We start from the raw sequence: 19,440 nt of genomic DNA on the forward strand, positions 1-19,440 counted from the left end.
CCATGCATGGCGCGGACAGAACAGACACAGGGGTAACCGTACACCGCTTTGGCAGGGAAGCCGAACCGGTGGTGCAGATCGATGACTACAGCGGCATGGCAGACGAACTGCTGGCCCGTGGCCGCAGCGCGACCTACCAGCCGGGCGGCGCGATGTATCCGGGGCTGCGCAGCCTGTGGCAGCCCGATTACCTCGATCGCAAGGGCGCACTGATGGTGCAGATCATGCAACAGGTGTTCGGCGTGCAGGAGGGCGTGAAGGTGGAGAGCTGCGCCTTCTCGATGGTATGCACGCCAGCGGGCGAGCTTACCCCACCCCAACGCATCCCGCATTACGACGATACCGGCGGGGAAGTGCTTGCCATCATGCATTACCTGCTGGGCCCGGAGACCGGCGGCACTGCCTTTTACCGCCACAGGCGCACCGGGTTCGAGACGATCACCCCGCAGCGCGAGGCCACCTTCAGCGCCGCCGTGGCCGAAGACGAGCGCGAATACGGTCCTCCGGCGGCAGGATATTATTACGGCGACACCGACCGGTACGAGAAGATCGGCGAGATTGAGGCCCGGCCCGACCGCCTGATCGTCTATCGCGGGCGGCTGCTGCATTCGGGCGTCATTCCGCTGCCCGGCGCCCTTACCGCAGACCCTGCCGAGGGGCGGCTGACGATCAACATGTTCCTCATCGCGCGATAGGCCCGCGCCAGCCGTGACGATGCTTTATCGCCTGGATGCCGATGCCGCGATGGTCGGAAAGGTGTTCGGCATCAATCCGGGCGACGACCCTTGGGCGGGTGGTTACATCTCGCCTTCCGGCTTTGCCCCGGTCATCACCACAGGCCGCGAATTCATCGCCGGGCCGGGCGAAGCGAACCAGCCGCGCCGCATGGTGCCGCGGGTATGGGGCGTTCCGCCTCCGCCCTCGGCCCACGATCCCGCGCGACCTGTGCTGAGCGTCCGCAATCCCGACAGCCCGTTCTGGATCGGCAACCTGCGCAACCCGGAATTTCGCTGCCTGGTGCCCGCCACGGCCTTCATGGAATGGGGCAGGATCGGTATGGACGGGAAGCGCCGCCAGCACTGGTTCGCCTGCGCCGATCAGCCGGTGTTCGCGCTGGCGGGCGTATGGAAGGATAGCGAAGTGCCCGGTTTCGCCCTGCTCACCTGCCCGCCCAATGCCGCGCTGAAGCATGCCGGACGCGACGCGATGCCGGTGGTGCTTCCACCTGACCCCAAAACGCACGACACCTGGCTGCGCGCCGGATGGGACCGGGCGAGCGCGCTCCTCCAGCCCTATTCCTCCAGCCTTATGCAGTCTGTCGAACGCTAGAACCGCAGCATCGCGACGCAGACCAGCACCAGGCCCAGCCCCGCCGACAGCAGCGCCCATGCCCGGTTCACCGCGCCCATCATGGCGCTGGCGAAATGCAGGAATGGCCTGCCGAAGCCCAGGATCACCACGCCTTCCACCACCATGCCGCCACCGATCACCGTGACGACGATGGAAAGCCAGTCATCGGGCCGCCACGGATTGACCAGGTAGATCGTCGCGCCCAGCGCCAGCACCACGATGCCGGTCAGGAAACGCAGCGCCTCGCTCGTCTCGAACCCGTCGAGCATCGCGGCCCAGCTCCCCGGGCTGCGCAATTCACCGATTGCCGCGCCCAGGGCATAGAGCCCGATGAACAGCGCGATCCATGCGGAAATGTCCTGAGTGTCGGCCATGTTTCTCCCTCCGTCCCTGACGATGGGAATGGCATAGCAGGTTTGCCCCGTCCTGCGCGAGAGGGCGAAATGCGCGCATAATCGGCCAAAAGCCGAGATTTGCGCTTCCGGGCACAGTCGCTATGAACCGTTTCAACTGAAACAGACCACCAGAGGATCCTACCGCCAATGACCCTGCTTCGCACTACCTTGCGTTCCGGCCTTCTTGCCACCGTGCTGACACTGCCTGCGGCACCCGCCCTTGCCCGCGACATGACGCCCCAGGATGTTGCCCGCATCGAATATACCGGCACCGTGGCGGTGTCGCAGGACGGCAGCCACGTTGCCTACACCCGCGTCCACTGGCCCGATGTCACGCGCGGGGAAGAAAACGGCACCGCAGACCAGCAGCTGTTCCTGGCCGACGGCGCGATGGACGTGCGGGCCTACCTGCCCGAGGACATGAGCGTTTCGTCCATCGGCTTCAATCCCGATGGCAGCATGATCACCTTCCTGTGGAGCGACGGTGATGACGACCGCTCCGTATGGGGCATTCCGGTGGACGGCGGTGCCTATCGCAAGATTGCCGGCGTCGCCGACGCGGCCGTGCGTGACTATGCGTTCTCGCCCGACGGCAGCCAGGTCTACATGCTGGTGTCGTCGGCGCCCGACGAAGACCGCGAAACCGAATCCGACGATGGCTTCAACGCCGTGGTCTACGAGGAGGAACAGCGCCTCAACCGCATGTTCGTTGCCAACGCTAGCGGCGCTGAGGTGGATGCGGAGCCGGTCGAGTTCGAAGTGCCCGGCTATGTCAGCAGCTTCGATATCGCTCCCGATGGCCAGACAGCGATGATCGTGACCGCGCCTAGCCCGCTGGTCGACGATTCGCTTACCTCGCAGCGGGTGAACCTGCTGAACCTGGCGAGCGGCGACGTGACCGTGGTGGAAACGCCGGGCAAGCTGGGCGACGTCGAATTCTCGCCCGACTCCCGCACCCTGTCGATGGTCGCGGGCGTGGATGCGAACGATCCTGCCGCCACCACGCTGCACCTGGTCGACGTGATGACCGGCAGCTATTCCGCCGTGAACGAAGGCGCGGCGGAAGCCGTGGTGGACACCGAGTGGATGTCCGACGGGCGCCTCGCTGCCGTTGTCCACGTGGGCGCGCAGAGCGTGCTGCGGTTCTACTCGGCTAACGGCGAAGAGCAGCGCGAATACGATCCCGGCAGCCTGATCCTGACCAGCCTGGAACAGGGCGGAAACCGCCTGGTGGTGGAAGCCAATTCGCCCGAACATCCCAACGAGCTTTTCAGCTTCAACGCCGGCGAATTCACCCGCTGGACGAACCATAATCCCTGGCTGGCGGAAATCGATTTCGGCGAGCAGCGCACCTATACCTTCACCGCCACCGACGGCACCGAGATCGAGGGCGTGCTGGTTCTTCCGGTGGGCGGTGTTCCCGCTGGCGGGGCACCCACGATCCTGGACGTTCACGGCGGGCCCGAGGCGCATGAAAGCAACGGCTGGGTCACCAGCTATTCCAATCCCGGCCAGGTCGCCGCGGGTCAGGGCTATGCGGTGTTCCTGCCCAACTATCGCGGCTCGACCGCCTACGGCACGGCATTTTCCAAGGCCCACTCCGGCAATTACACCGACCCCGAATTCCGCGACCTGACCGACGCCAAGGCCGCTTTGGTGGCGGAAGGCATTGCCGATGCGGACCGCACGGGCATCACCGGCGGGTCCTACGGCGGCTATGCCACGGCCTGGTCCTCCACCTACAATTCGGAAGAATTTACGGCAGGCGTGATGTTCGTTGGCATTTCCAACCAGATCAGCAAGGTCGGTACCGGCGACATCCCGAACGAGATGTACCTCGTCCACGCACGCCAGTGGCCGTGGGAAGACTGGCAGCACTTCCTGGAAGTCAGCCCGATCTATTACACCGACCGCGCCGACACGCCGCTGCTGATCATGGGCGGCACAGCCGATACCCGCGTCGATCCGGGCCAGAGCCTGGAGCTTTATCGCTACATCAAGCTGCGTCGTCCCGATACGCCGCTGCGGCTGGTGCGCTATCCGGGCGAAGGCCACGGCAATGCCTTTGCCGCGTCGCGCTATGATTACAACCTGCGCATGATGCAGTGGTTCGACACCTATCTGAAGACGGGGAATCGCGTTGCGGACCTGCCGCCCGCCCGCCCCGATCTGATGATCGAGGACGACTGAACCCGGCGATCCTGAGACAGGATAAAGGAGGGGGGGGCGGCATGCGTCGCTTCCCCTTTTTTCGTGCGTGAACCGCCCTCACTTTCCAACTTGGAAAGTTTTCACTTGCCAAACTGGAAAGTGAATCGTATCTCTTTCCATACAGGAAAGTGAAGGATGAAAACGATGGATAGCGAAGAAGCACGCAGCGCGCTTGGCGCGGTGAGAGACACGGACCGGCGCATGGCAAAGCGCATGCGATGGCCCCTATGGCGACACGCGGCCTATGGAGCGGTGCAGGCGCTGCTGGTGCTGGCTTGGGGATTGCCGGTAGCGGCAATGGCGGCCTGCATCGTGGTCGCGTTCGGCGCGCTATGGTGGATCATTCGCGACGACCGACAGCGTTATGGCATGTTCGTCAGCGGGTATTCCTCCCGCGCCGCGCAGCCTGCGCTGTGGCTGGCCTTTGCAATCTTCCTCGCGGGCCTCGCTGTCGTCATCCTCACCGGCGGCCCCAATACGTGGAGCCCGCTGGTGGCGATCGTGGCGATCGCTGTCTTCATCGGGGAAACGCTGGCGAGCCTGTGGTGGCAGAAACTCGCTCAGGACGACCTGCGCGTTTCGGATGATGCGGCATGACGGCGGCTATCGATCCCGTGCTGCATCCGCCGGCGCGCCTGCAGATTGCGGCGGCTCTTGCCCGCGTGGATGATATCGAGTTCGCCACACTGCGCGAGATCCTGGATGTCAGCGACAGCGTGCTCTCAAAGCACCTCGCCGCGATGGCGGATGCCGGATACGTGCAGCTGAGAAAGGCGAAAAGCGAAGGTCGTCAGCGCACCTGGGCCGCCTTCACCAAGGCCGGGGCCAAGGCGTTCAAGGCCCACATGGCGGCGTTGCAGGAACTGGCAGCCGCCGCCCAGCAGGCGGCGGCAACCTGATCGCGAACGATCAGAACGTGTAGCCGATGCCCACCGCACCGATGAACTGGTCCTTGCTGCCACGAATGTCGGTGAACGGCGTATCCGCCGCATCGCCCAGCACCCGCGAATAGCCGCCCAGCGCGATTATCCCGAAACCGCCGTTGGTGATGTCGCCGTCGAGGTCGATGCCCAGCAGCAGGTTCACGCCCGCGCTGGTGAAACCACCGCCGCGCGGCTCGAACTCCGGCAGGGGGGCGGCCCCGTCGCCGATGAAAGCCGTGTCATCGACGCGGAAATAGTAATCCTGAAAATCCTCATCCGCCCATTCGGCAGAGAACGAGAGGCTGGCGAAGACAGCGCGGCTGAGCGGGGTGGAATAATTGACCGAGGGCGAGACCGTCATGCCCCCGTGTGCCCCGTTGATATCCCACATGGCATCGACGCCCACTCCGATGCTGTCATAGGGATTGAGCACGGCGGGGAAGTTCAGCCCCACGCTGGGGCCGACCTCGATAGCGCGGTCCAGCTCGCCATATTGCAGCACGACCTCGTCCTCTATCTGCGAAGCGCGATTGGCACGCAGGCGCGCGGCGATACCAAGGTCGAGGCCCACGCCTTCATCGGGATCCTGCACGAAATCGAGCTCCACCCCTCCGGCGCGCGGATTGATGTCCACTCCGCCCAGCGAACCCTGCACGACGGGCAGAACCGAAAACACGTAGTCGTCGGAACCGGTGTAGGAGGGGTTGAGCGCCACGCCCACGCCCACCGACAGGTAATCGCCAGCGAACACCGTGTCTTCGATATCGGGCGGGCCCTGCGTTTCGGCATCGTCCTGCGCCAGCGCGGGGCTGGCACCGGCAAGCGCGGTTAGAATTGCGCCAAGTGTCATGGCGGAAGGTGAAGATAGGCGTCTGTTCATGGAATTTCCCGTTGCGTTTGCCTTGAGAACGGGCCGTTCATCGCGCGGTTCCTGCCGCGTGCCGACAATTCAAGGCCCGACCAAGGGCTGTGATTGCACGCGTTCGCCATTCCGCTAAGGCATGTGGGAGATGAACGGGCGCGATTGCGATATTGCCATCATTGGTGGCGGCCTGTCCGGCGGGCTGATTGCGCTGGCTCTGGCCGTGCTGCGGCCGGACGTGTCGGTAAGGCTTGTGGAAACAGGCGATCAGCTGGGCGGCAACCACCGCTGGAGCTGGTTCGGCACCGACCTTTCGGAAGCAGGCGCGGCGCTGATGGAGGCCTTCCGGCGGACCGAGTGGACTGACGGCTACATCGTTCAGTTTCCCAAGTATCGCCGGCATCTGAAATCGTCCTATCTCTCGCTCGCCAGCACGGATTTCGCCGCGCGGCTGGAGCGGGACCTGCCCGAAGGCGTCATCATGACGGGGCAGGAGGTAACGGCGCTCGATGCCGATGGGGCTGACCTTGCCGACGGCACGCGGATCACTGCCCGCACGGTGATCGATTGCCGGGGCTTCACGCCCACCGATACCCTTCAGGGCGGCTGGCAGGTCTTCATGGGCCGCCACCTGCGCACACCCCAGCCGCACGGCGTTTCCCGGCCCACCATAATGGATGCCGATGTCGACCAATTGGCCCCGTACGCCAACGGCCCGGCAGACAACGACGGAGCCTACCGCTTCGTCTATGTCCTGCCGCTGGGCGCGCATGACCTGTTTATCGAGGATACCTATTACGCCGACAAACCGCTGCTCGACCGTTCTGCCCTGTCGGCGCGCATCGACGAGTATCAGCGACAATTGGGCGTCACCGGCGATCCGGTGGGCTTCGAGACCGGCGTGCTGCCCGTCATCACCGGCGGTGATTTCGCGGCTTTCCAGCGCCAGCACCGGGTAGAGGGCGTCGCCCAGGCCGGGGCACGTGGCGGCTTCGTTCACCCGCTCACCAGTTACACCCTGCCCATCGCCGTGGACGTGGCGCTGGCCGTTGCCGAAGATGCGGACCTGCCGGGCGACCAGATGGCTGCCAAGCTGGAAGCGCGGGCGCGCCGTCACTGGGCTGCGATGGGCCATTACCGGATGCTGGGCACGATGCTGTTCTGCGGCGCACGCCCGCGGGAACGCTACCGCGTGTTCGAACGCTTCTATCGCCTGCGCGAACCGCTGATCGAGCGGTTCTACGCCGGCAAGTCCACCCTGCTCGACAAGCTGCGCGTGCTGTCGGGCAAGCCACCTATTCCCATTACCCGGGGTATCGGCGCCCTCATGTCGAAGGCCCCGCCCCTCACTGTCCCCTCCCGGAAGGATACCCAATGACTACCCCAGAAGGCCGAACAGCTTGCGTGATCGGGGCCGGTTTCGGCGGCATGGCGCTCGCCATCCGCCTGCAGAGCGCCGGGATCGCCACCACTGTCGTCGAAAGCCGCGACAAGCCCGGCGGGCGGGCATACTACTGGGAAAAGGACGGCTTCACCTTCGATGCGGGCCCCACCGTGGTGACCGATCCCGATTGCCTGCGCGAGCTGTGGGAAATCACCGGCCACGACATGGACGGGGATCTGGAGCTGATGAAGGTCATGCCCTTCTACCGGCTCAACTGGCCGGACGGGGTGAACTTCGACTATTCCAACGACGAGGAAGACCTGCGCAAGGAGATCATGAAGCTGGAGCCTGCCGACGTGGCCGGTTACGACCGCTTTCTGGACTATGCCGCCGGTGTTTACGAAGAAGGCTACGTCAAGCTCGGCACAGTGCCGTTCCTCGATTTCAAGTCCATGATCAAGGCCGCGCCCGCGCTGATGAAGAAGCAGGCCTGGCGCAGCGTCTATTCGATCGTTTCGAAATACATCAAGAACGAGAAATTGCGCGAGGCGCTCTCCTTCCATACCCTGCTGGTGGGCGGTAGCCCGATGAAAACCTCCAGCATCTATGCCCTGATCCACAAGCTGGAAAAGGACGGCGGCGTGTGGTGGACGCGCGGCGGCACCAACCGCCTGATCGCCGGAATGGTCCGCCATTTCGAGCGGCTGGGCGGCACCATGCGCGTGGGTGACGGCGTGACCCGCGTGGAAACCGAGGGCACCCGGGCAAAGGCCGTCCATACGAAAAGCGGCTGGACCCAGCGCTTCGATGCCGTGGCCAGCAACGCCGACATCATGCACTCCTACAAGGACCTGCTGGGCGACAGCCCGCGCGGCAAGGCGCAGGCCAAGTCGCTGAAGAAAAAGACCTTCTCGCCTTCGCTGTTCGTTGTCCATTTCGGCATCGAGGGCACCTGGCCGGGCATTCCGCACCACATGATCCTGTTCGGCCCGCGCTATCACGGCCTGCTGGACGACATCTATTCCAAGGGCATCCTGCCGGCCGATTTCTCGATCTACCTGCACCACCCCACCGTAACCGATCCCAGCATGGCGCCCGAGGGCATGAGCACGTTCTACGCGCTGGTGCCGGTCGCGCACCTGGGCAAAATGCCGATCGACTGGGACGAGGTCGGCCCGCAACTGGAAAAGCGCATCCTCGACGAGGTCGGTCGCCGCCTGATCCCGGACATCCACGATAGGATCGTGACGAAGTTCAGCTACTCCCCCCTCGATTTCGCAGTAGACCTCAACGCCCACCAGGGCAGCGCCTTCAGCCTGGAGCCGGTGCTGTGGCAAAGTGCATTCTTCCGCGGCCACAACCGCGATGACGTGATCGAGAACTTTTACCTCGTGGGCGCAGGCACGCACCCCGGTGCGGGCATTCCCGGCGTTGTCGGCAGCGCCAAGGCGACCGCGGGCCTGATGATCGGGGACTTGTCTTCCTGACCGCTGCGGCTACGGGCTGAACCCATGTCTGAGAATTTCAAACGCCTCGCCGTATATTGCGGCTCCGCCACGCCCGCCGATCCGCGCTACATCGAACTCGCTCGCCATGTCGGCACCACGCTTGCGAAGCGGGGCATCGGCGTCGTCTACGGCGGCGGCAAGGCCGGGCTGATGGGCGCGGTCGCCTATGCCGCGCTGGAAGCGGGCGGCGAGGTGATCGGCGTGATCCCGCAGGCGCTGGTCGATATGGAGGTGGCCAATTCCGACTGCACGCAGCTGCACGTGGTCGACACCATGCACCAGCGCCAGCAGGCCTTCACCGACCTTTCCGCTGGCTTCGTCACCCTGCCCGGCGGCGTCGGCACGCTGGACGAATTGTGGGAAGCGGTAAGCTGGGCGCAGCTGGGCTATCACCAGAGCCCGGTCGGTCTTCTCAATGCCTTTGGATACTATGACGGACTTATAGCGTTTAACCGGCAAATGGCCGAAACCGGCTTTGTCAGGGAAATGCACCGCGACATCCTGATCGTGGGCGAAACGCTGGAGGTACTGCTCGAGAAGATGGCGAATTACGAGCCTATCCGGACCATCGTGCAAATGCGCGCGGAGGATTTGTGAGCACGAAACGCATAAGGCCGCGCCCGCTGGTGGCCAGCCAGCTGGTGAAGGCAACCCCTCGGCAGGTGGGCGGCGGTCGCTCGCGCGCGGCGCTGGTCGCCAAGGCGCGTGAGAGCATCGCCGAAGGGTCGAAAAGTTTCACCGTCGCCAGCTGGCTGTTCGACAAGTCCACGCGCGAACGTGCGCACCTGCTGTACGCCTGGTGCCGCCGCTGCGACGACATTGCCGACGGCCAGGAATATGGGTTCAGGGATGGGGCACGCGACCTGAAGCTGGACCAGGCCAGCGCGAAGGACCGGGTCGAAGCCATCCGCATTCTCACCCACCGCGCGCTGGACGGCCAGCCGACTGCCGATCTGGCGTTCGATGCCCTCGGCCTGGTCGCCGCCGAATGCGGCATCACCCGCGAGATGTGCGACGATGTGATCGACGGTTTCGCCCTCGATGCCGACGGCTGGCGTCCGCGCTCGGAAGGCGACCTGATGCGCTATTGCTATCACGTTGCAGGCGCGGTGGGCGTGATGATGGCGAAAGTGATGGGCGTGCCCAGCGACGCGACCGAAACGCTCGACCGCGCCTGTGACCTTGGCCTTGCTTTCCAGCTCAACAACATCGCCCGCGACATCTGGGACGATGATGCTGCCGGGCGCTGCTATATCCCCGAAGAATGGCTGGTGGAGATGGACATCCCGCCCGGCCAGCTGATGAAGCCTGCCTACCGCGAACAGCTGGTGCAGCTTGCAGGGCGGCTGGTTTCCATCGCGCAGGTCCACGACATGCGCGCACGCGTCGGCGCGGGGCGGCTGAAGTTTCGCCAGCGCTGGGCTGTGCTGTCTGCCGCCAACATCTACGGCGCGATCGGCAAGAAGGTGCACGCCCGCGGCGAAGCGGCGTGGGATCACCGCGTGCGCATCGGCTTTCTCGCCAAGATGGGCCATATCGCCAGCGCGCTGAAGGAAACCATGCGCGGCTCCTACCCGCCGCAGCTGGAACCCAAATGGACGCGCGGGCAGCTGATGGCGGCAGCGCGCATGGCAGGCCCGGTGGCGGGCGTACCCAACACTCCGCTGCGCGACGAGGGCGTGCGGCGCAAGGAAGACTGAAAGGCCGCGGCACCTTTCCATCGCGCGGGCGGTTGCATTTGCAGAGAAAAGCGCGAATGCATCCCGGCATGATTTCGAAACTGCTGATAGCCAACCGCGGCGAGATTGCCTGCCGCATCATCCGCACCGCCCGCGAAATGGGGGTCGCCACCGTGGCGGTCTATTCCGATGCCGATGCGAGGGCCCTGCACGTGCGGCAGGCTGACGAGGCCGTGCATATCGGACCTTCGCCCGCTGCCGAAAGCTACCTTGTCGGTGAAAAGATCATCGCTGCTGCCAAACAGACGGGCGCGGATGCGATCCACCCGGGCTACGGATTCCTGTCCGAGAATGCAGGCTTCGCGCAGGCCGTGATCGACGCCGGGCTGGTCTGGGTCGGCCCCAAGCCTGCCAGCATCGACGCTATGGGTCTGAAGGATGCCGCGAAGACGCTGATGCAGGACGCAGGCGTGCCGGTGACACCGGGCTATCTGGGCAAGGACCAATCGGTCGAGCGGCTGAAGAAAGAGGCCGACGCGATCGGCTATCCCGTGCTGATCAAGGCCGTGGCAGGCGGCGGCGGCAAGGGTATGCGCAAGGTGGACCGGGCCGAAGATTTCGAGGCTGACCTGCAAAGCTGCCGGCGCGAGGCCAAGGCCAGCTTCTCCAACGACGAGGTTCTGCTGGAAAAGTGGATCACCTCCCCCCGCCATATCGAGGTGCAGGTGTTCGGCGACAGCCACGGCAACGTCGTCCACCTGTTCGAGCGCGATTGCTCACTGCAACGCCGCCACCAGAAGGTGATCGAGGAAGCGCCTGCGCCGGGCATGGATGAGGCCACGCGCGAGGAAATCTGTGCCGCCGCCGTGCGCGCGGCCAAGGCTGTGGACTACGAAGGCGCGGGCACCATCGAATTCATCGCCGATGCCAGCGAAGGCCTGCGCGCCGACCGCATCTTCTTCATGGAGATGAACACCCGCCTGCAGGTGGAGCATCCCGTGACCGAGGAGATCACCGGGGTGGACCTGGTGGAATGGCAGCTGCGCGTGGCGAGCGGCGAGGCAATTCCGCTGAAGCAGGACGAACTCGTCATCAACGGCCACGCCATCGAGGCGCGGCTCTATGCGGAGGACCCTTCGAGCGGCTTCCTGCCCTCGACCGGTCCGCTCGACCATTTCGACCTCGGCCATGCCGGGCGCATAGAAACAGGCGTTGAAGAGGGCGACGTCATCTCCCCGCACTACGATCCGATGGTGGCCAAGCTGGTCGCCTGGGGCGAAACCCGCGACGAGGCTATCGACGAACTCGCCGCAATTGCCGAGAGCGTGGAGATCTGGCCGGTAAAGACCAACGCCGCCTTCCTCGCCAACGCCCTGCTGGACGACGATTTCGGAGAAGCGGAGCTCGACACAGGGTTCATCGAGCGCAAGCTGGACACCCTCGTCGCCGACGCAGAGCCGGACGATACGATCTGGCAAGCCGCCGCCGATTTCACACTGATGGCGGCGATGGACGAGGACGTACCAAGTGCGCTCGGCTTTCGCCTGAATGCCGCGCCCCGCATCGCCGCGACTTTGGGATTCAAGGGTGAAATGCGCACCGTGATTGCCAGCGGCAAGCAGGATGCGGCCCATGCCACGGGCTTCGTCGAAGACGCGCGCACCGTCGTCTTCGCAGATGGGCAGAGCTTCGAATTCGCCCGCGATGCGCGAGGCACCGGTGCCGCAGCCGCCGCAGACGGCGCGATCCTCGCCCCCATGCCGGGCAAGGTCATCACGCTCGACGTGGCCGAAGGCGATAGCGTCACCGCAGGCCAGCGCCTGATGGTGCTCGAGGCGATGAAGATGGAACACTCGCTCACCGCCCCGTTCGACGGCACCGTGACGCAGCTTTCCGCAAGTGAAGGCGCGCAGGTGCAGGTAGAGGCAGTGCTGGCGGTGGTGCAACCTGCGGAGGATTGATCCCCCGATGACCACCCTTCCCGCGCCCGCCCGTCGCACGCTCGGCAATACCGGAATTACCGTCAGCCCGCTTGCCTGGGGCATGTGGCGCAGCGACGGCTCTTCGCAAGACGTGGCCACCTGCCTGCACACCGCATTGGATGCCGGAATCGACCTGATCGATACCGCCGACATCTACGGGTGGAACGGGCATTCGAGCTTCGGCGACGTCGAGGAAAAACTGGGCGCGGTGCTGCGCGCAGAACCGGGACTGCGGCAGCGCATGGTGCTGGCGACCAAGGGCGGGATCACGCCGCCCGTACCCTACGACCAGTCGCGCGAATACATGGCGGGCGCGCTCGATGCCTCGCTCGCGCGGCTCGGCACCGATGTGATCGACCTCTACCTGATCCATCGCCCCGATGTGCTGACCCATCCGCAGGAACTGGCGCGGTTCCTCGATGACGCCGTGACCAGCGGCAAGGTGCGCGCCATAGGCGTGTCCAACTTCACCGCGGCGCAAATCGACGCACTCGCCGCGTTCCTCCGCACTCCGCTTGCCGCGACGCAGCCCGAGATCAGCCCGCTGCGGATCGACCCCATCGACAATGGCGAGATGGACCAGGCGATGCAGCTGGGCCTCGTGCCGATGGCGTGGAGTCCGCTCGGCGGTGGCCGCCTGATGCAGCCCGAAACCGCGCGCGAAAAGGCGGTTGCAGCAGCGCTGGATGTAGTGGCGGAAGAACTGAGCACCAGTCGCGCGTTGGCCGCCTATGGCTGGCTGATGGCGCATCCGGCCGGGATCGTGCCCGTTGTCGGCTCCCAACGCCCTGCGCGCATTACCGAGGCTGCCGCTGCGACCGGGCAGCGCTGGACACGGGAGCAGTGGTACAGGGTTTTCACGGCCGCCAGAGGCGCGCCGCTGCCCTAGCCGCCCATGAATTCAGCCAGCGCCCCCTGCTCGGTTGCGCTCAGGTGCAACCCCAGCTTGCTGCGCCGCCAGAGGATGTCTTCAGATGTCTGCGCCCACTCGCGGTCGCGCAGGTAGGAAACCTCGGCAAGGGTCAGCCCGCCACCGAACGCTCGGCCCAGATGGTCCCACGATTTCGCATCGCCCAGCCAGTCCCACGCCAATGTGCCGTATGCGCGGCCGATGCGCACCACATCGCGGTGAGAGAGGAACGGATAATCCTCTCCCAGCACTTCGAACAGATAAGGCTGCGCCTGCTTGTCGAAATCGCCGCCGGGCAGCGGAGTGCTGGCGGTCCAATGCTTTCCCTTCAGCAGCGGCAGCCGCTCGGCCAGCCTGTCCAGCGCATCTTCCGCCACGTGCCGGTAGGAGGTGATCTTGCCGCCGTAGATGCCCAGGACCGGCGCGCCGCGACCCTGGTCGCTCAGCGCCAGTTCGTATCCGCGAGAGGCGGCTTCCGGCCTGCCCGAACCATCGTCCACCAGCGCGCGAACACCGGCGTAGGTATGCACCACGTCGTCGGGCGTCACGTCAGCCGCGAAATAGCGGTTCACCGCGTCGCACAGGTAGCGGATTTCGTCCGCGCTCGCCTTGATGTGGTCCAGCGAACCGGGATGGTCGGCATCGGTGGTCCCAACCAGCGTGTAGTCGTTCTCCCACGGGATCGCGAAGCAGATGCGGGTGTCGGGCTGTTGCAGGATGTAGGCGCAGTCGTGATCGAACAGCTTTGGCACCACGATGTGCGATCCCCGCACCCGGCGAATGCCGTAGGCGGGGTTCTCCCCCACCAGCCGCGCCACGTCGTCCGCGCCCGGCCCTGCGGCGTTCACCAGAGCGTGGGCATGGAATGTCTCTCCGCCAGCCTCCACATGCCACAGATCGCCCTCGCGCCGGGCGGCTGTGACCGGAGTGCGGGTGCGGATCTGCGCGCCGTGTGCGGCAGCATCCAGCGCGTTGAGCACCACCAGCCGGGCGTCGTCCACCCAGCCGTCCGAATATTCGAAGGCGTGGGTATATTGCCCTTCCAGTGAGCCGCCCGCGCGGTGCTTGCGCAGGTCGACGCTGCGGGTCTTCTTCAGCGAGCCTTTTCCGCCGATATGATCGTAGAGGAACAGTCCCGCGCGCAGCATCCATTTGGGGCGCATGCTTTTCGTCACCGGCAGCACGAAGCGCATTGGCCAGATGATATGCGGCGCGATGGACCACAACGTCTCGCGCTCGCCCAGAGCTTCCCTCACCAGGGCGAATTCGTAGTATTCGAGGTAGCGCAGGCCGCCGTGGACCAGCTTGGTCGACTTGCTGGAAGTGCCGCTGGCGAGGTCGCCCTTTTCCAGCAGCAGGACGCTTGCCCCCCTGCCCGCCGCATCGCGCGCCACGCCGGCGCCGTTCACACCCCCGCCGATGACGATCAGGTCGAACGGCTGGGTGATCGGCGTTTCCGGCATTAACGAGGCCCCTCCGTAAAGTAGCGCGACTGGCGCGGGCGGGTGAATAGCTTTCCGCGCTCGCTGAAAAGAACCAGCGCCAGCGATATCAGGCTACTGGCCAGCAGCGCAATCGCAAGAGGCAGCGCCGTTCCGTCGTAGAACTGGCCGATGACGATCCCCATCACGGCGCCCAGCAGCATGCGGATGCTCGCCTGGACGGAACTGGCCGCCCCGGCGCTGTTGAAGAACGGCTGCATGGCGATGGAGCCGAAGTTGGAGCCAAGGAAGCCGAGCAGGCACAGGTTGATGCTGATGAGCGGGAAGAACCATGCCAGCGAATCCGCGTGAATCTCTGCCGCGTAGACCTGCACCAGGCTGACAAAGATGAAGGCGATCAGCGCCGTGTGCGACACGCGCCGCGCGCCGAACCGCTCCACAATCCGCGAATTGGCAAAGCTGGAGAAGGCCAGCGTGGCAGCGGACGCACCGAAGATCAGCGGGAATTGCTCTTCCGCACCGAAATGTCCGCCGATCAGCTGGGGTGCGGAATTGATATAGCCGAACACCCCGCCGAAGGTCAGCCCGCCGCCCAGAACGTAGCCAACAGAGGAGCGGGTGCGCAGGGTGAGCGGCAGGTTGTAGGCTATGGTGCGCGGGTCGATCTTCTGGCGATTGCGAGGATCAAGCGTTTCGGGCATGCGCAGCCAGGCCCAGACCGCTGCTGCCAGCCCGAACAGGCCAAGTGCGAAGAATATCCATTCCCAGCTGGCAACGCTCAGCACGGCCTGCCCCATTGTTGGCGCAAGCACCGGCACCAGCATGAAGACGATGAAGATCATCGAGAGCAGCCGTGCCATCCGGTCTCCGTCGAAGCGGTCGCGGATGATGGCCGCGGGCAGCACCATCAGGCCTGCAGTGCCAAAGCCCTGCATGGCGCGCAGGCCCAGCAGCACTTCGAATGTTGGCGCTATCATGCACAGCAGGGATGCCACCAGATAGATGCCAAGGCTGACGAACAGGACCGGCCGCCTGCCGTAGCGGTCGGCAAAAAGTCCGGGGACGAGAGCACCGAACCCGGTTGCCAGCAGGTACACGCCCACTACCAGTTGGCGGCGATTGGGATCGTCGATGGCAAAGGCGCTGGCAATCTCGTCCAGCGCGGGCAGCATTGCGTCGATCGCCAGCGCGTTCAGGCTCATCAGCGCGGCCATCAGAACGATGAACTCGCGCTGCCCGACCTGGCGCCCTGAACCGTCGGCGGATTTGATTGTCTGGGAAGTCACGCAGCCCCTTTGGCCAAGAATAGCAGCCGAGAAAAGGATTAACTCAAATGCTTCCCGAAAGGCTATGATCCCGGCGCTATGGCGAATCCCGGGCTAGGCGAAGCGGACGAAAGCGAGGAACAGGCGGCCGAGGCCGATGGCCTGCGCAAGATCATCCATGTCGATATGGATGCGTTCTTTGCCAGCGTTGAACAGCGTGACAACCCGGACCTGCGCGGAAAGCCGGTTGCGGTGGGCGGATCGAGCGGGCGCGGCGTGGTGGCTGCCGCCAGTTACGAGGCGCGCAAGTTCGGGGTGAAGAGCGCCATGCCTTCGGTCACCGCCAGACGCAAATGCCCGGACCTGATCTTCTGCAAGAGCCGGTTCGATGTCTATCGCGAGGTGTCCGAACAGATCCGCGCGATTTTCCATCACTACACGCCGCATGTCGAACCGCTGAGCCTGGACGAGGCATACCTCGACGTGACCGAGGATCGCCATGGCCTCGGTTCGGCCACCGCCATTGCGCAGGCTATCCGCCGACAAATTCGCGAGACGACGCAGCTGACGGCCAGCGCAGGCGTTTCCTACAACAAGTTCCTCGCCAAGCTGGCCAGCGACCAGAACAAGCCCAATGGCCTGTGCGTCATCCGCCCCGGCGAGGGCGCGGCCTTTGTCCAAAGCCTGCCGATCCGCCGCTTCCACGGCGTTGGGCCTAAAGGGGCGGAGAAAATGGCCCGGCTGGGAATCGAGACAGGTGCCGACCTTGCGGAGAAGGACCGAGCGTGGCTGGCGGCAAACTTCGGCAGTTTCGGCGATTACCTTTACCGTGCGGCACGTGGGATCGACCTCAGGCCGGTGCGCACCAACCGTATCCGCAAGTCCATCGGCGGCGAACGCACCTTCAGCGAGGATATCTCGGCCGAGAATGACCTGCGCGAAACGCTGGAGCGGATCATCGACATCGTGTGGGAACGGATCGCCGCCAAGGACGCCAAGGGGCGCACCGTCACGCTGAAACTGAAGTACAACGATTTCCAGATCGCCACCCGCGCGCGCAGCCAGACGCAACCGGTTGCCGACAAGAATCAGTTCACGAAAATCGCCCGTGCCATTCTGGAAGACGAACTGCCGCTGCCCATGCCGATCCGCCTGATGGGCCTGACGCTCAGCAATCTCGACCGGGATGACAGTGCCGGAAACGAGCGCGGACGCGAAGACGCGCAGCTATCCCTGCTCTAGCAGTCTCAGCCGCCGCTCGGTGGGTCCGGTCAGCGGAAACGGAAGATCGTCGAGGTGAAACCACCGCGCTTCGACAACCTCGCGCCGGTCGGGGCATGGCGCACGATCCGCGCGGGCGTGGAACACCCAGTTGCGCTGCGGGGCGCCGTGCATTGTGTCCTCACCCTCGTGCAGCAGGACCAGTTCGACCAGTTCGCAGGATAGTTCCTCGCGCACCTCGCGGCGGATGGCGTGCTCCGGATCCTCGTCCAGCCCCGCTCCGCCCGCAGGCGTGGTCCATCCGCCGGAACCGTACGACTGGCGGATCAGCAGGACGCGCCCCTGCTCGTCACGGATGAATACGGCAACCCCGGCAATGCGCGGCTTGAAAATCCGCAGGTAGTATTTGCGCAGCACATACCCCAGCGGCATCACCGCCCGGTGCAGCGGTGCGGGGATCAGGTGAAGCATGTCACCTTCTGGTCCGCCGCTTTCAACAGCCGCGCAACCGGCAGGTCGCTTTCGCCCTTCGCCGCCGCATCGAACACGGCGCGCTTGTCATCCCCGCGGATCACGAACATCAGTGCATCGCTGTCCAGCAGCGAGGGGATGGTGAGCGTTACCCTGTCGAACGGAGCCTCTGGTGGCAGGGGATCGGGCGTCAGGCGGCGGATCGCGGCATCGTCATCCACCTGCGGGTCGGTGTTGGGGAACAGGCTGGCCACATGACCGTCCGCGCCCATGCCCAGCCATACCAGCGCGAAATGGGGTACCTGTTCCATCACTGTCAACGCGGCAACATGCGCGCCCACAGGCTCGAACAGGGCGCGGATCTTGCCAGTGTTGCTGGCCTCGTGATCCTCCGCAACGACGCGGTCGTCGCCCGGCCATACGGTAACGCGGCTCCAGTCGAGATCGGCCTTCACCAGTTCGCGCATGATCGGGAACGGCGTGGAACCGCCCGGCACGCTGATTTCGACCGGCAGCTCGCTTTCCGCCAGAGCCTTTCGCAAGGCAGTTTCGATGAAGGACGCGATCTGTGCGTCCGGTGCGTTTTCAATGATGTCGATATTGGCCATGCGCCCTCGCCTATACGCAAAACCGCCGCGTAGCGAGAGGCTGCGCGGCGGATTCGGGGTTCAACAAGTTGTCAGTCTACTGCAGCGTGGAGGTAAGGAACCACACGCGTTCCTCCGCCATGTCGGTCCAGTCGTCCAGCAGGCCATCGGTAGCATTGTCGCCTGCCTTTTCAGCATGTTCCTTCAAACCCTTCAGACGGTCGACAACCTTCTGATTGTCGTCGCGCAGTTCGCGAACCATGTCGTCCGCCGAAAGCTCGGTATCGTCTTGGTCGGCGATCTGCGTGGCCTTGGCAACCGAGGCGATGGACGTCAGCGTCTTGGCGCCGTTCTTGCGCACGCGCTCGCCGATGGCGTCGATCTGGTCACGAATTTCGATGGCCTGCTCGTCGAACAGCAGGTGCAGGTCGCGAAAGCGCGGACCGGTGACGTGCCAGTGAAAGTTCTTTGTCTTGAAATAGAGCGCCAAATGATCGGCCAGCAGGCCATTCAGCCCCTCGATCAGCGCGGTTTTCGAATTGTCTCCGGCAGTTGCCATGGGTGTCTCGTCCTTTCGATTATCTCTTTGCCCAATCAACGGACAAGCGGGCCTACGGTTTCAGGGTTTAGAGCGGTTATGGTGATCGCATAAGTCGATCATGCCTAAATCACTGATTGTAGATAACGATTACCACGGCAGCCAGGAGCAGCCCTGTCCCCACCACCCGCCGCATGGTTTTCAGCGGAAGCGCCTGCCAGTCCTGCGCCGCGACGATCGCGCCGCTCAGAACTGTCAGCGCGCCCAACGCGCCGCCTGCCGCCGCCAGCAGCGCCTCCCCCGTGGCGATGGCCAGCGACAGGATGATGAATCCGCTGGCGTCGGTGACCATGCCAAGCAACAGCACCAGCGTGATCGCGCCTATCGACCGGGTCGGTTCGCGAGGTGTTTCGGGCGGAGTTCGCAGCAGCACCTCCAGCCCGGCAAGGCCGAGAGCCACCGCCACGACGACCGGCTTGAAATCCGCCGGGATCAGCGGCGCCAGACCGCGTGCGATCCATGCCGCCAGGGCAGCGCCTGCCAGCGCGGCCAGAACCACGGTCACGATCAACGGCCCTGTCCACCCCAGCGTGGCGCGAAGCCGTGCCACGCGCAGGGCATCGCGCCCCGCCACCATGGCGGCTGCGACCGTTACGAACGTGAGGAAGAAGGCAGGCACGCACCGCCTCATGCAAGAGACTGCCGTTGGTGT

The 19,440-nt window shown here is 64.7% G+C and carries 20 protein-coding genes; 12 read left to right on the forward strand and 8 right to left on the reverse strand.

The genetic code is table 11. From position 1 onward, the window contains the following. Positions 1-2: 2 nt before the first annotated feature. Entirely contained in the window at positions 3-695 is a 693-nt protein-coding gene (locus D2V07_RS10490) for a DUF6445 family protein (RefSeq protein ID WP_147366940.1), read from the forward strand. 19 nt (positions 696-714) lie between these two features. After that, positions 715-1,329, forward strand: a complete 615-nt coding sequence (locus D2V07_RS10495; protein ID WP_119587185.1) for an SOS response-associated peptidase family protein — start codon at positions 715-717, stop codon at positions 1,327-1,329. Here D2V07_RS10495 and D2V07_RS10500 read toward each other — a convergent pair. Next, entirely contained in the window at positions 1,326-1,724 is a 399-nt protein-coding gene (locus D2V07_RS10500; RefSeq protein ID WP_119586944.1) for a hypothetical protein, read from the reverse strand. The two genes, D2V07_RS10495 and D2V07_RS10500, sit on opposite strands and share 4 nt — an antisense overlap. A gap of 168 nt (positions 1,725-1,892) precedes the next feature. On the opposite strand from D2V07_RS10500, the gene D2V07_RS10505 reads away from it, so the two are divergent. The 3 genes from D2V07_RS10505 to D2V07_RS10515 all read left to right on the forward strand — a co-directional run bounded on the left by D2V07_RS10505 (position 1,893) and on the right by D2V07_RS10515 (position 4,855). Then, entirely contained in the window at positions 1,893-3,935 is a 2,043-nt protein-coding gene (locus D2V07_RS10505; RefSeq protein WP_119586945.1) for an alpha/beta hydrolase family protein, read from the forward strand. Between the two features lie 156 nt (positions 3,936-4,091). Next, positions 4,092-4,553 (forward strand): hypothetical protein, encoded by a 462-nt coding sequence (locus tag D2V07_RS10510; RefSeq protein WP_119586946.1) that lies wholly within the window; start codon positions 4,092-4,094, stop codon positions 4,551-4,553. Next, positions 4,550-4,855 (forward strand): transcriptional regulator, encoded by a 306-nt coding sequence (locus D2V07_RS10515; RefSeq protein ID WP_119586947.1) that lies wholly within the window; start codon positions 4,550-4,552, stop codon positions 4,853-4,855. The genes D2V07_RS10510 and D2V07_RS10515 overlap by 4 nt, the downstream gene beginning before the upstream one ends. A gap of 10 nt (positions 4,856-4,865) precedes the next feature. Here D2V07_RS10515 and D2V07_RS10520 read toward each other — a convergent pair whose 3' ends face one another. Next, positions 4,866-5,759 carry a MipA/OmpV family protein gene (locus D2V07_RS10520; RefSeq protein ID WP_233548350.1) on the reverse strand — a complete coding sequence of 298 codons (894 nt, stop codon included), beginning with the start codon at positions 5,757-5,759 and terminating at the stop codon, positions 4,866-4,868. 121 nt (positions 5,760-5,880) lie between these two features. Here D2V07_RS10520 and crtY point away from each other — a divergent pair, with 121 nt between their 5' ends. The 6 genes from crtY (at position 5,881) to D2V07_RS10550 (ending at position 13,183) form a co-directional block, all read left to right on the forward strand. After that, complete coding sequence (gene crtY / locus D2V07_RS10525; protein ID WP_325049013.1) at positions 5,881-7,119, forward strand: lycopene beta-cyclase CrtY; 1,239 nt, start codon at positions 5,881-5,883, stop codon at positions 7,117-7,119. Continuing rightward, positions 7,116-8,612, forward strand: coding sequence for a phytoene desaturase (locus D2V07_RS10530; protein ID WP_119586949.1), 1,497 nt, complete (start codon positions 7,116-7,118; stop codon positions 8,610-8,612). The genes crtY and D2V07_RS10530 overlap by 4 nt, the downstream gene beginning before the upstream one ends. A gap of 24 nt (positions 8,613-8,636) precedes the next feature. Next, a complete protein-coding gene (locus D2V07_RS10535) occupies positions 8,637-9,230 on the forward strand; it encodes an LOG family protein (protein ID WP_119586950.1) in 594 nt (197 codons plus the stop codon). Beyond that, positions 9,227-10,333 carry a phytoene/squalene synthase family protein gene (locus D2V07_RS10540; protein ID WP_407641593.1) on the forward strand — a complete coding sequence of 369 codons (1,107 nt, stop codon included), beginning with the start codon at positions 9,227-9,229 and terminating at the stop codon, positions 10,331-10,333. Before D2V07_RS10535 ends, D2V07_RS10540 begins: the two co-directional genes overlap by 4 nt. A 68-nt stretch (positions 10,334-10,401) precedes the next feature. Continuing rightward, positions 10,402-12,273, forward strand: a complete 1,872-nt coding sequence (locus tag D2V07_RS10545; protein ID WP_119587188.1) for an acetyl/propionyl/methylcrotonyl-CoA carboxylase subunit alpha — start codon at positions 10,402-10,404, stop codon at positions 12,271-12,273. Between the two features lie 7 nt (positions 12,274-12,280). Continuing rightward, on the forward strand, positions 12,281-13,183 hold the full coding sequence (locus tag D2V07_RS10550; protein ID WP_119586951.1) for an aldo/keto reductase: 903 nt from the start codon (positions 12,281-12,283) through the stop codon (positions 13,181-13,183). Here the strand turns inward: D2V07_RS10550 and D2V07_RS10555 are convergent. Next, positions 13,180-14,667 (reverse strand): glycerol-3-phosphate dehydrogenase, encoded by a 1,488-nt coding sequence (locus D2V07_RS10555; RefSeq protein WP_119586952.1) that lies wholly within the window; start codon positions 14,665-14,667, stop codon positions 13,180-13,182. The genes D2V07_RS10550 and D2V07_RS10555 overlap by 4 nt on opposite strands. Next, on the reverse strand, positions 14,667-15,932 hold the full coding sequence (locus tag D2V07_RS10560) for a multidrug effflux MFS transporter (RefSeq protein WP_233548351.1): 1,266 nt from the start codon (positions 15,930-15,932) through the stop codon (positions 14,667-14,669). The genes D2V07_RS10555 and D2V07_RS10560 overlap by 1 nt, the downstream gene beginning before the upstream one ends. 78 nt (positions 15,933-16,010) lie before the next feature. Between D2V07_RS10560 and dinB the strand changes: the two genes are divergently transcribed. Beyond that, complete coding sequence (dinB, locus tag D2V07_RS10565) at positions 16,011-17,153, forward strand: DNA polymerase IV (protein ID WP_119586953.1); 1,143 nt, start codon at positions 16,011-16,013, stop codon at positions 17,151-17,153. On the opposite strand, the gene D2V07_RS10570 is transcribed toward dinB, so the two are convergent. The 4 genes from D2V07_RS10570 to D2V07_RS10585 form a co-directional block, all read right to left on the reverse strand. Then, positions 17,139-17,603 (reverse strand): NUDIX hydrolase, encoded by a 465-nt coding sequence (locus D2V07_RS10570; RefSeq protein WP_119586954.1) that lies wholly within the window; start codon positions 17,601-17,603, stop codon positions 17,139-17,141. The two genes, dinB and D2V07_RS10570, sit on opposite strands and share 15 nt — an antisense overlap. Further along, a complete protein-coding gene (locus tag D2V07_RS10575; RefSeq protein WP_119586955.1) occupies positions 17,591-18,211 on the reverse strand; it encodes a 6-phosphogluconolactonase in 621 nt (206 codons plus the stop codon). The genes D2V07_RS10570 and D2V07_RS10575 overlap by 13 nt, the downstream gene beginning before the upstream one ends. A 76-nt stretch (positions 18,212-18,287) precedes the next feature. Further along, a complete protein-coding gene (locus D2V07_RS10580; protein WP_119586956.1) occupies positions 18,288-18,749 on the reverse strand; it encodes a Dps family protein in 462 nt (153 codons plus the stop codon). Between the two features lie 109 nt (positions 18,750-18,858). Then, positions 18,859-19,407 carry a hypothetical protein gene (locus tag D2V07_RS10585; protein ID WP_147366941.1) on the reverse strand — a complete coding sequence of 183 codons (549 nt, stop codon included), beginning with the start codon at positions 19,405-19,407 and terminating at the stop codon, positions 18,859-18,861. Positions 19,408-19,440 lie beyond the last annotated feature (33 nt).

The organism is Aurantiacibacter zhengii (assembly GCF_003584125.1).
GTDB lineage: Bacteria > Pseudomonadota > Alphaproteobacteria > Sphingomonadales > Sphingomonadaceae > Alteraurantiacibacter > Alteraurantiacibacter zhengii.

Coding starts and splice junctions, on each gene's coding strand:
- D2V07_RS10555 (WP_119586952.1), bottom strand. CDS start 14,667: ATGCCGGAAACGCCGATCACCCAGCCGTTCGACCTGATCGTCATCGGC.
- D2V07_RS10575 (WP_119586955.1), bottom strand. CDS start 18,211: ATGGCCAATATCGACATCATTGAAAACGCACCGGACGCACAGATCGCG.
- D2V07_RS10570 (WP_119586954.1), bottom strand. CDS start 17,603: ATGCTTCACCTGATCCCCGCACCGCTGCACCGGGCGGTGATGCCGCTG.
- dinB (WP_119586953.1), top strand. CDS start 16,011: ATGGCGAATCCCGGGCTAGGCGAAGCGGACGAAAGCGAGGAACAGGCG.
- D2V07_RS10495 (WP_119587185.1), top strand. CDS start 715: ATGCTTTATCGCCTGGATGCCGATGCCGCGATGGTCGGAAAGGTGTTC.
- D2V07_RS10520 (WP_233548350.1), bottom strand. CDS start 5,759: ATGAACAGACGCCTATCTTCACCTTCCGCCATGACACTTGGCGCAATT.
- D2V07_RS10580 (WP_119586956.1), bottom strand. CDS start 18,749: ATGGCAACTGCCGGAGACAATTCGAAAACCGCGCTGATCGAGGGGCTG.
- D2V07_RS10545 (WP_119587188.1), top strand. CDS start 10,402: ATGATTTCGAAACTGCTGATAGCCAACCGCGGCGAGATTGCCTGCCGC.
- D2V07_RS10530 (WP_119586949.1), top strand. CDS start 7,116: ATGACTACCCCAGAAGGCCGAACAGCTTGCGTGATCGGGGCCGGTTTC.
- D2V07_RS10535 (WP_119586950.1), top strand. CDS start 8,637: ATGTCTGAGAATTTCAAACGCCTCGCCGTATATTGCGGCTCCGCCACG.
- D2V07_RS10490 (WP_147366940.1), top strand. CDS start 3: ATGCATGGCGCGGACAGAACAGACACAGGGGTAACCGTACACCGCTTT.
- D2V07_RS10510 (WP_119586946.1), top strand. CDS start 4,092: ATGAAAACGATGGATAGCGAAGAAGCACGCAGCGCGCTTGGCGCGGTG.
- crtY (WP_325049013.1), top strand. CDS start 5,881: ATGTGGGAGATGAACGGGCGCGATTGCGATATTGCCATCATTGGTGGC.
- D2V07_RS10550 (WP_119586951.1), top strand. CDS start 12,281: ATGACCACCCTTCCCGCGCCCGCCCGTCGCACGCTCGGCAATACCGGA.
- D2V07_RS10505 (WP_119586945.1), top strand. CDS start 1,893: ATGACCCTGCTTCGCACTACCTTGCGTTCCGGCCTTCTTGCCACCGTG.
- D2V07_RS10500 (WP_119586944.1), bottom strand. CDS start 1,724: ATGGCCGACACTCAGGACATTTCCGCATGGATCGCGCTGTTCATCGGG.
- D2V07_RS10515 (WP_119586947.1), top strand. CDS start 4,550: ATGACGGCGGCTATCGATCCCGTGCTGCATCCGCCGGCGCGCCTGCAG.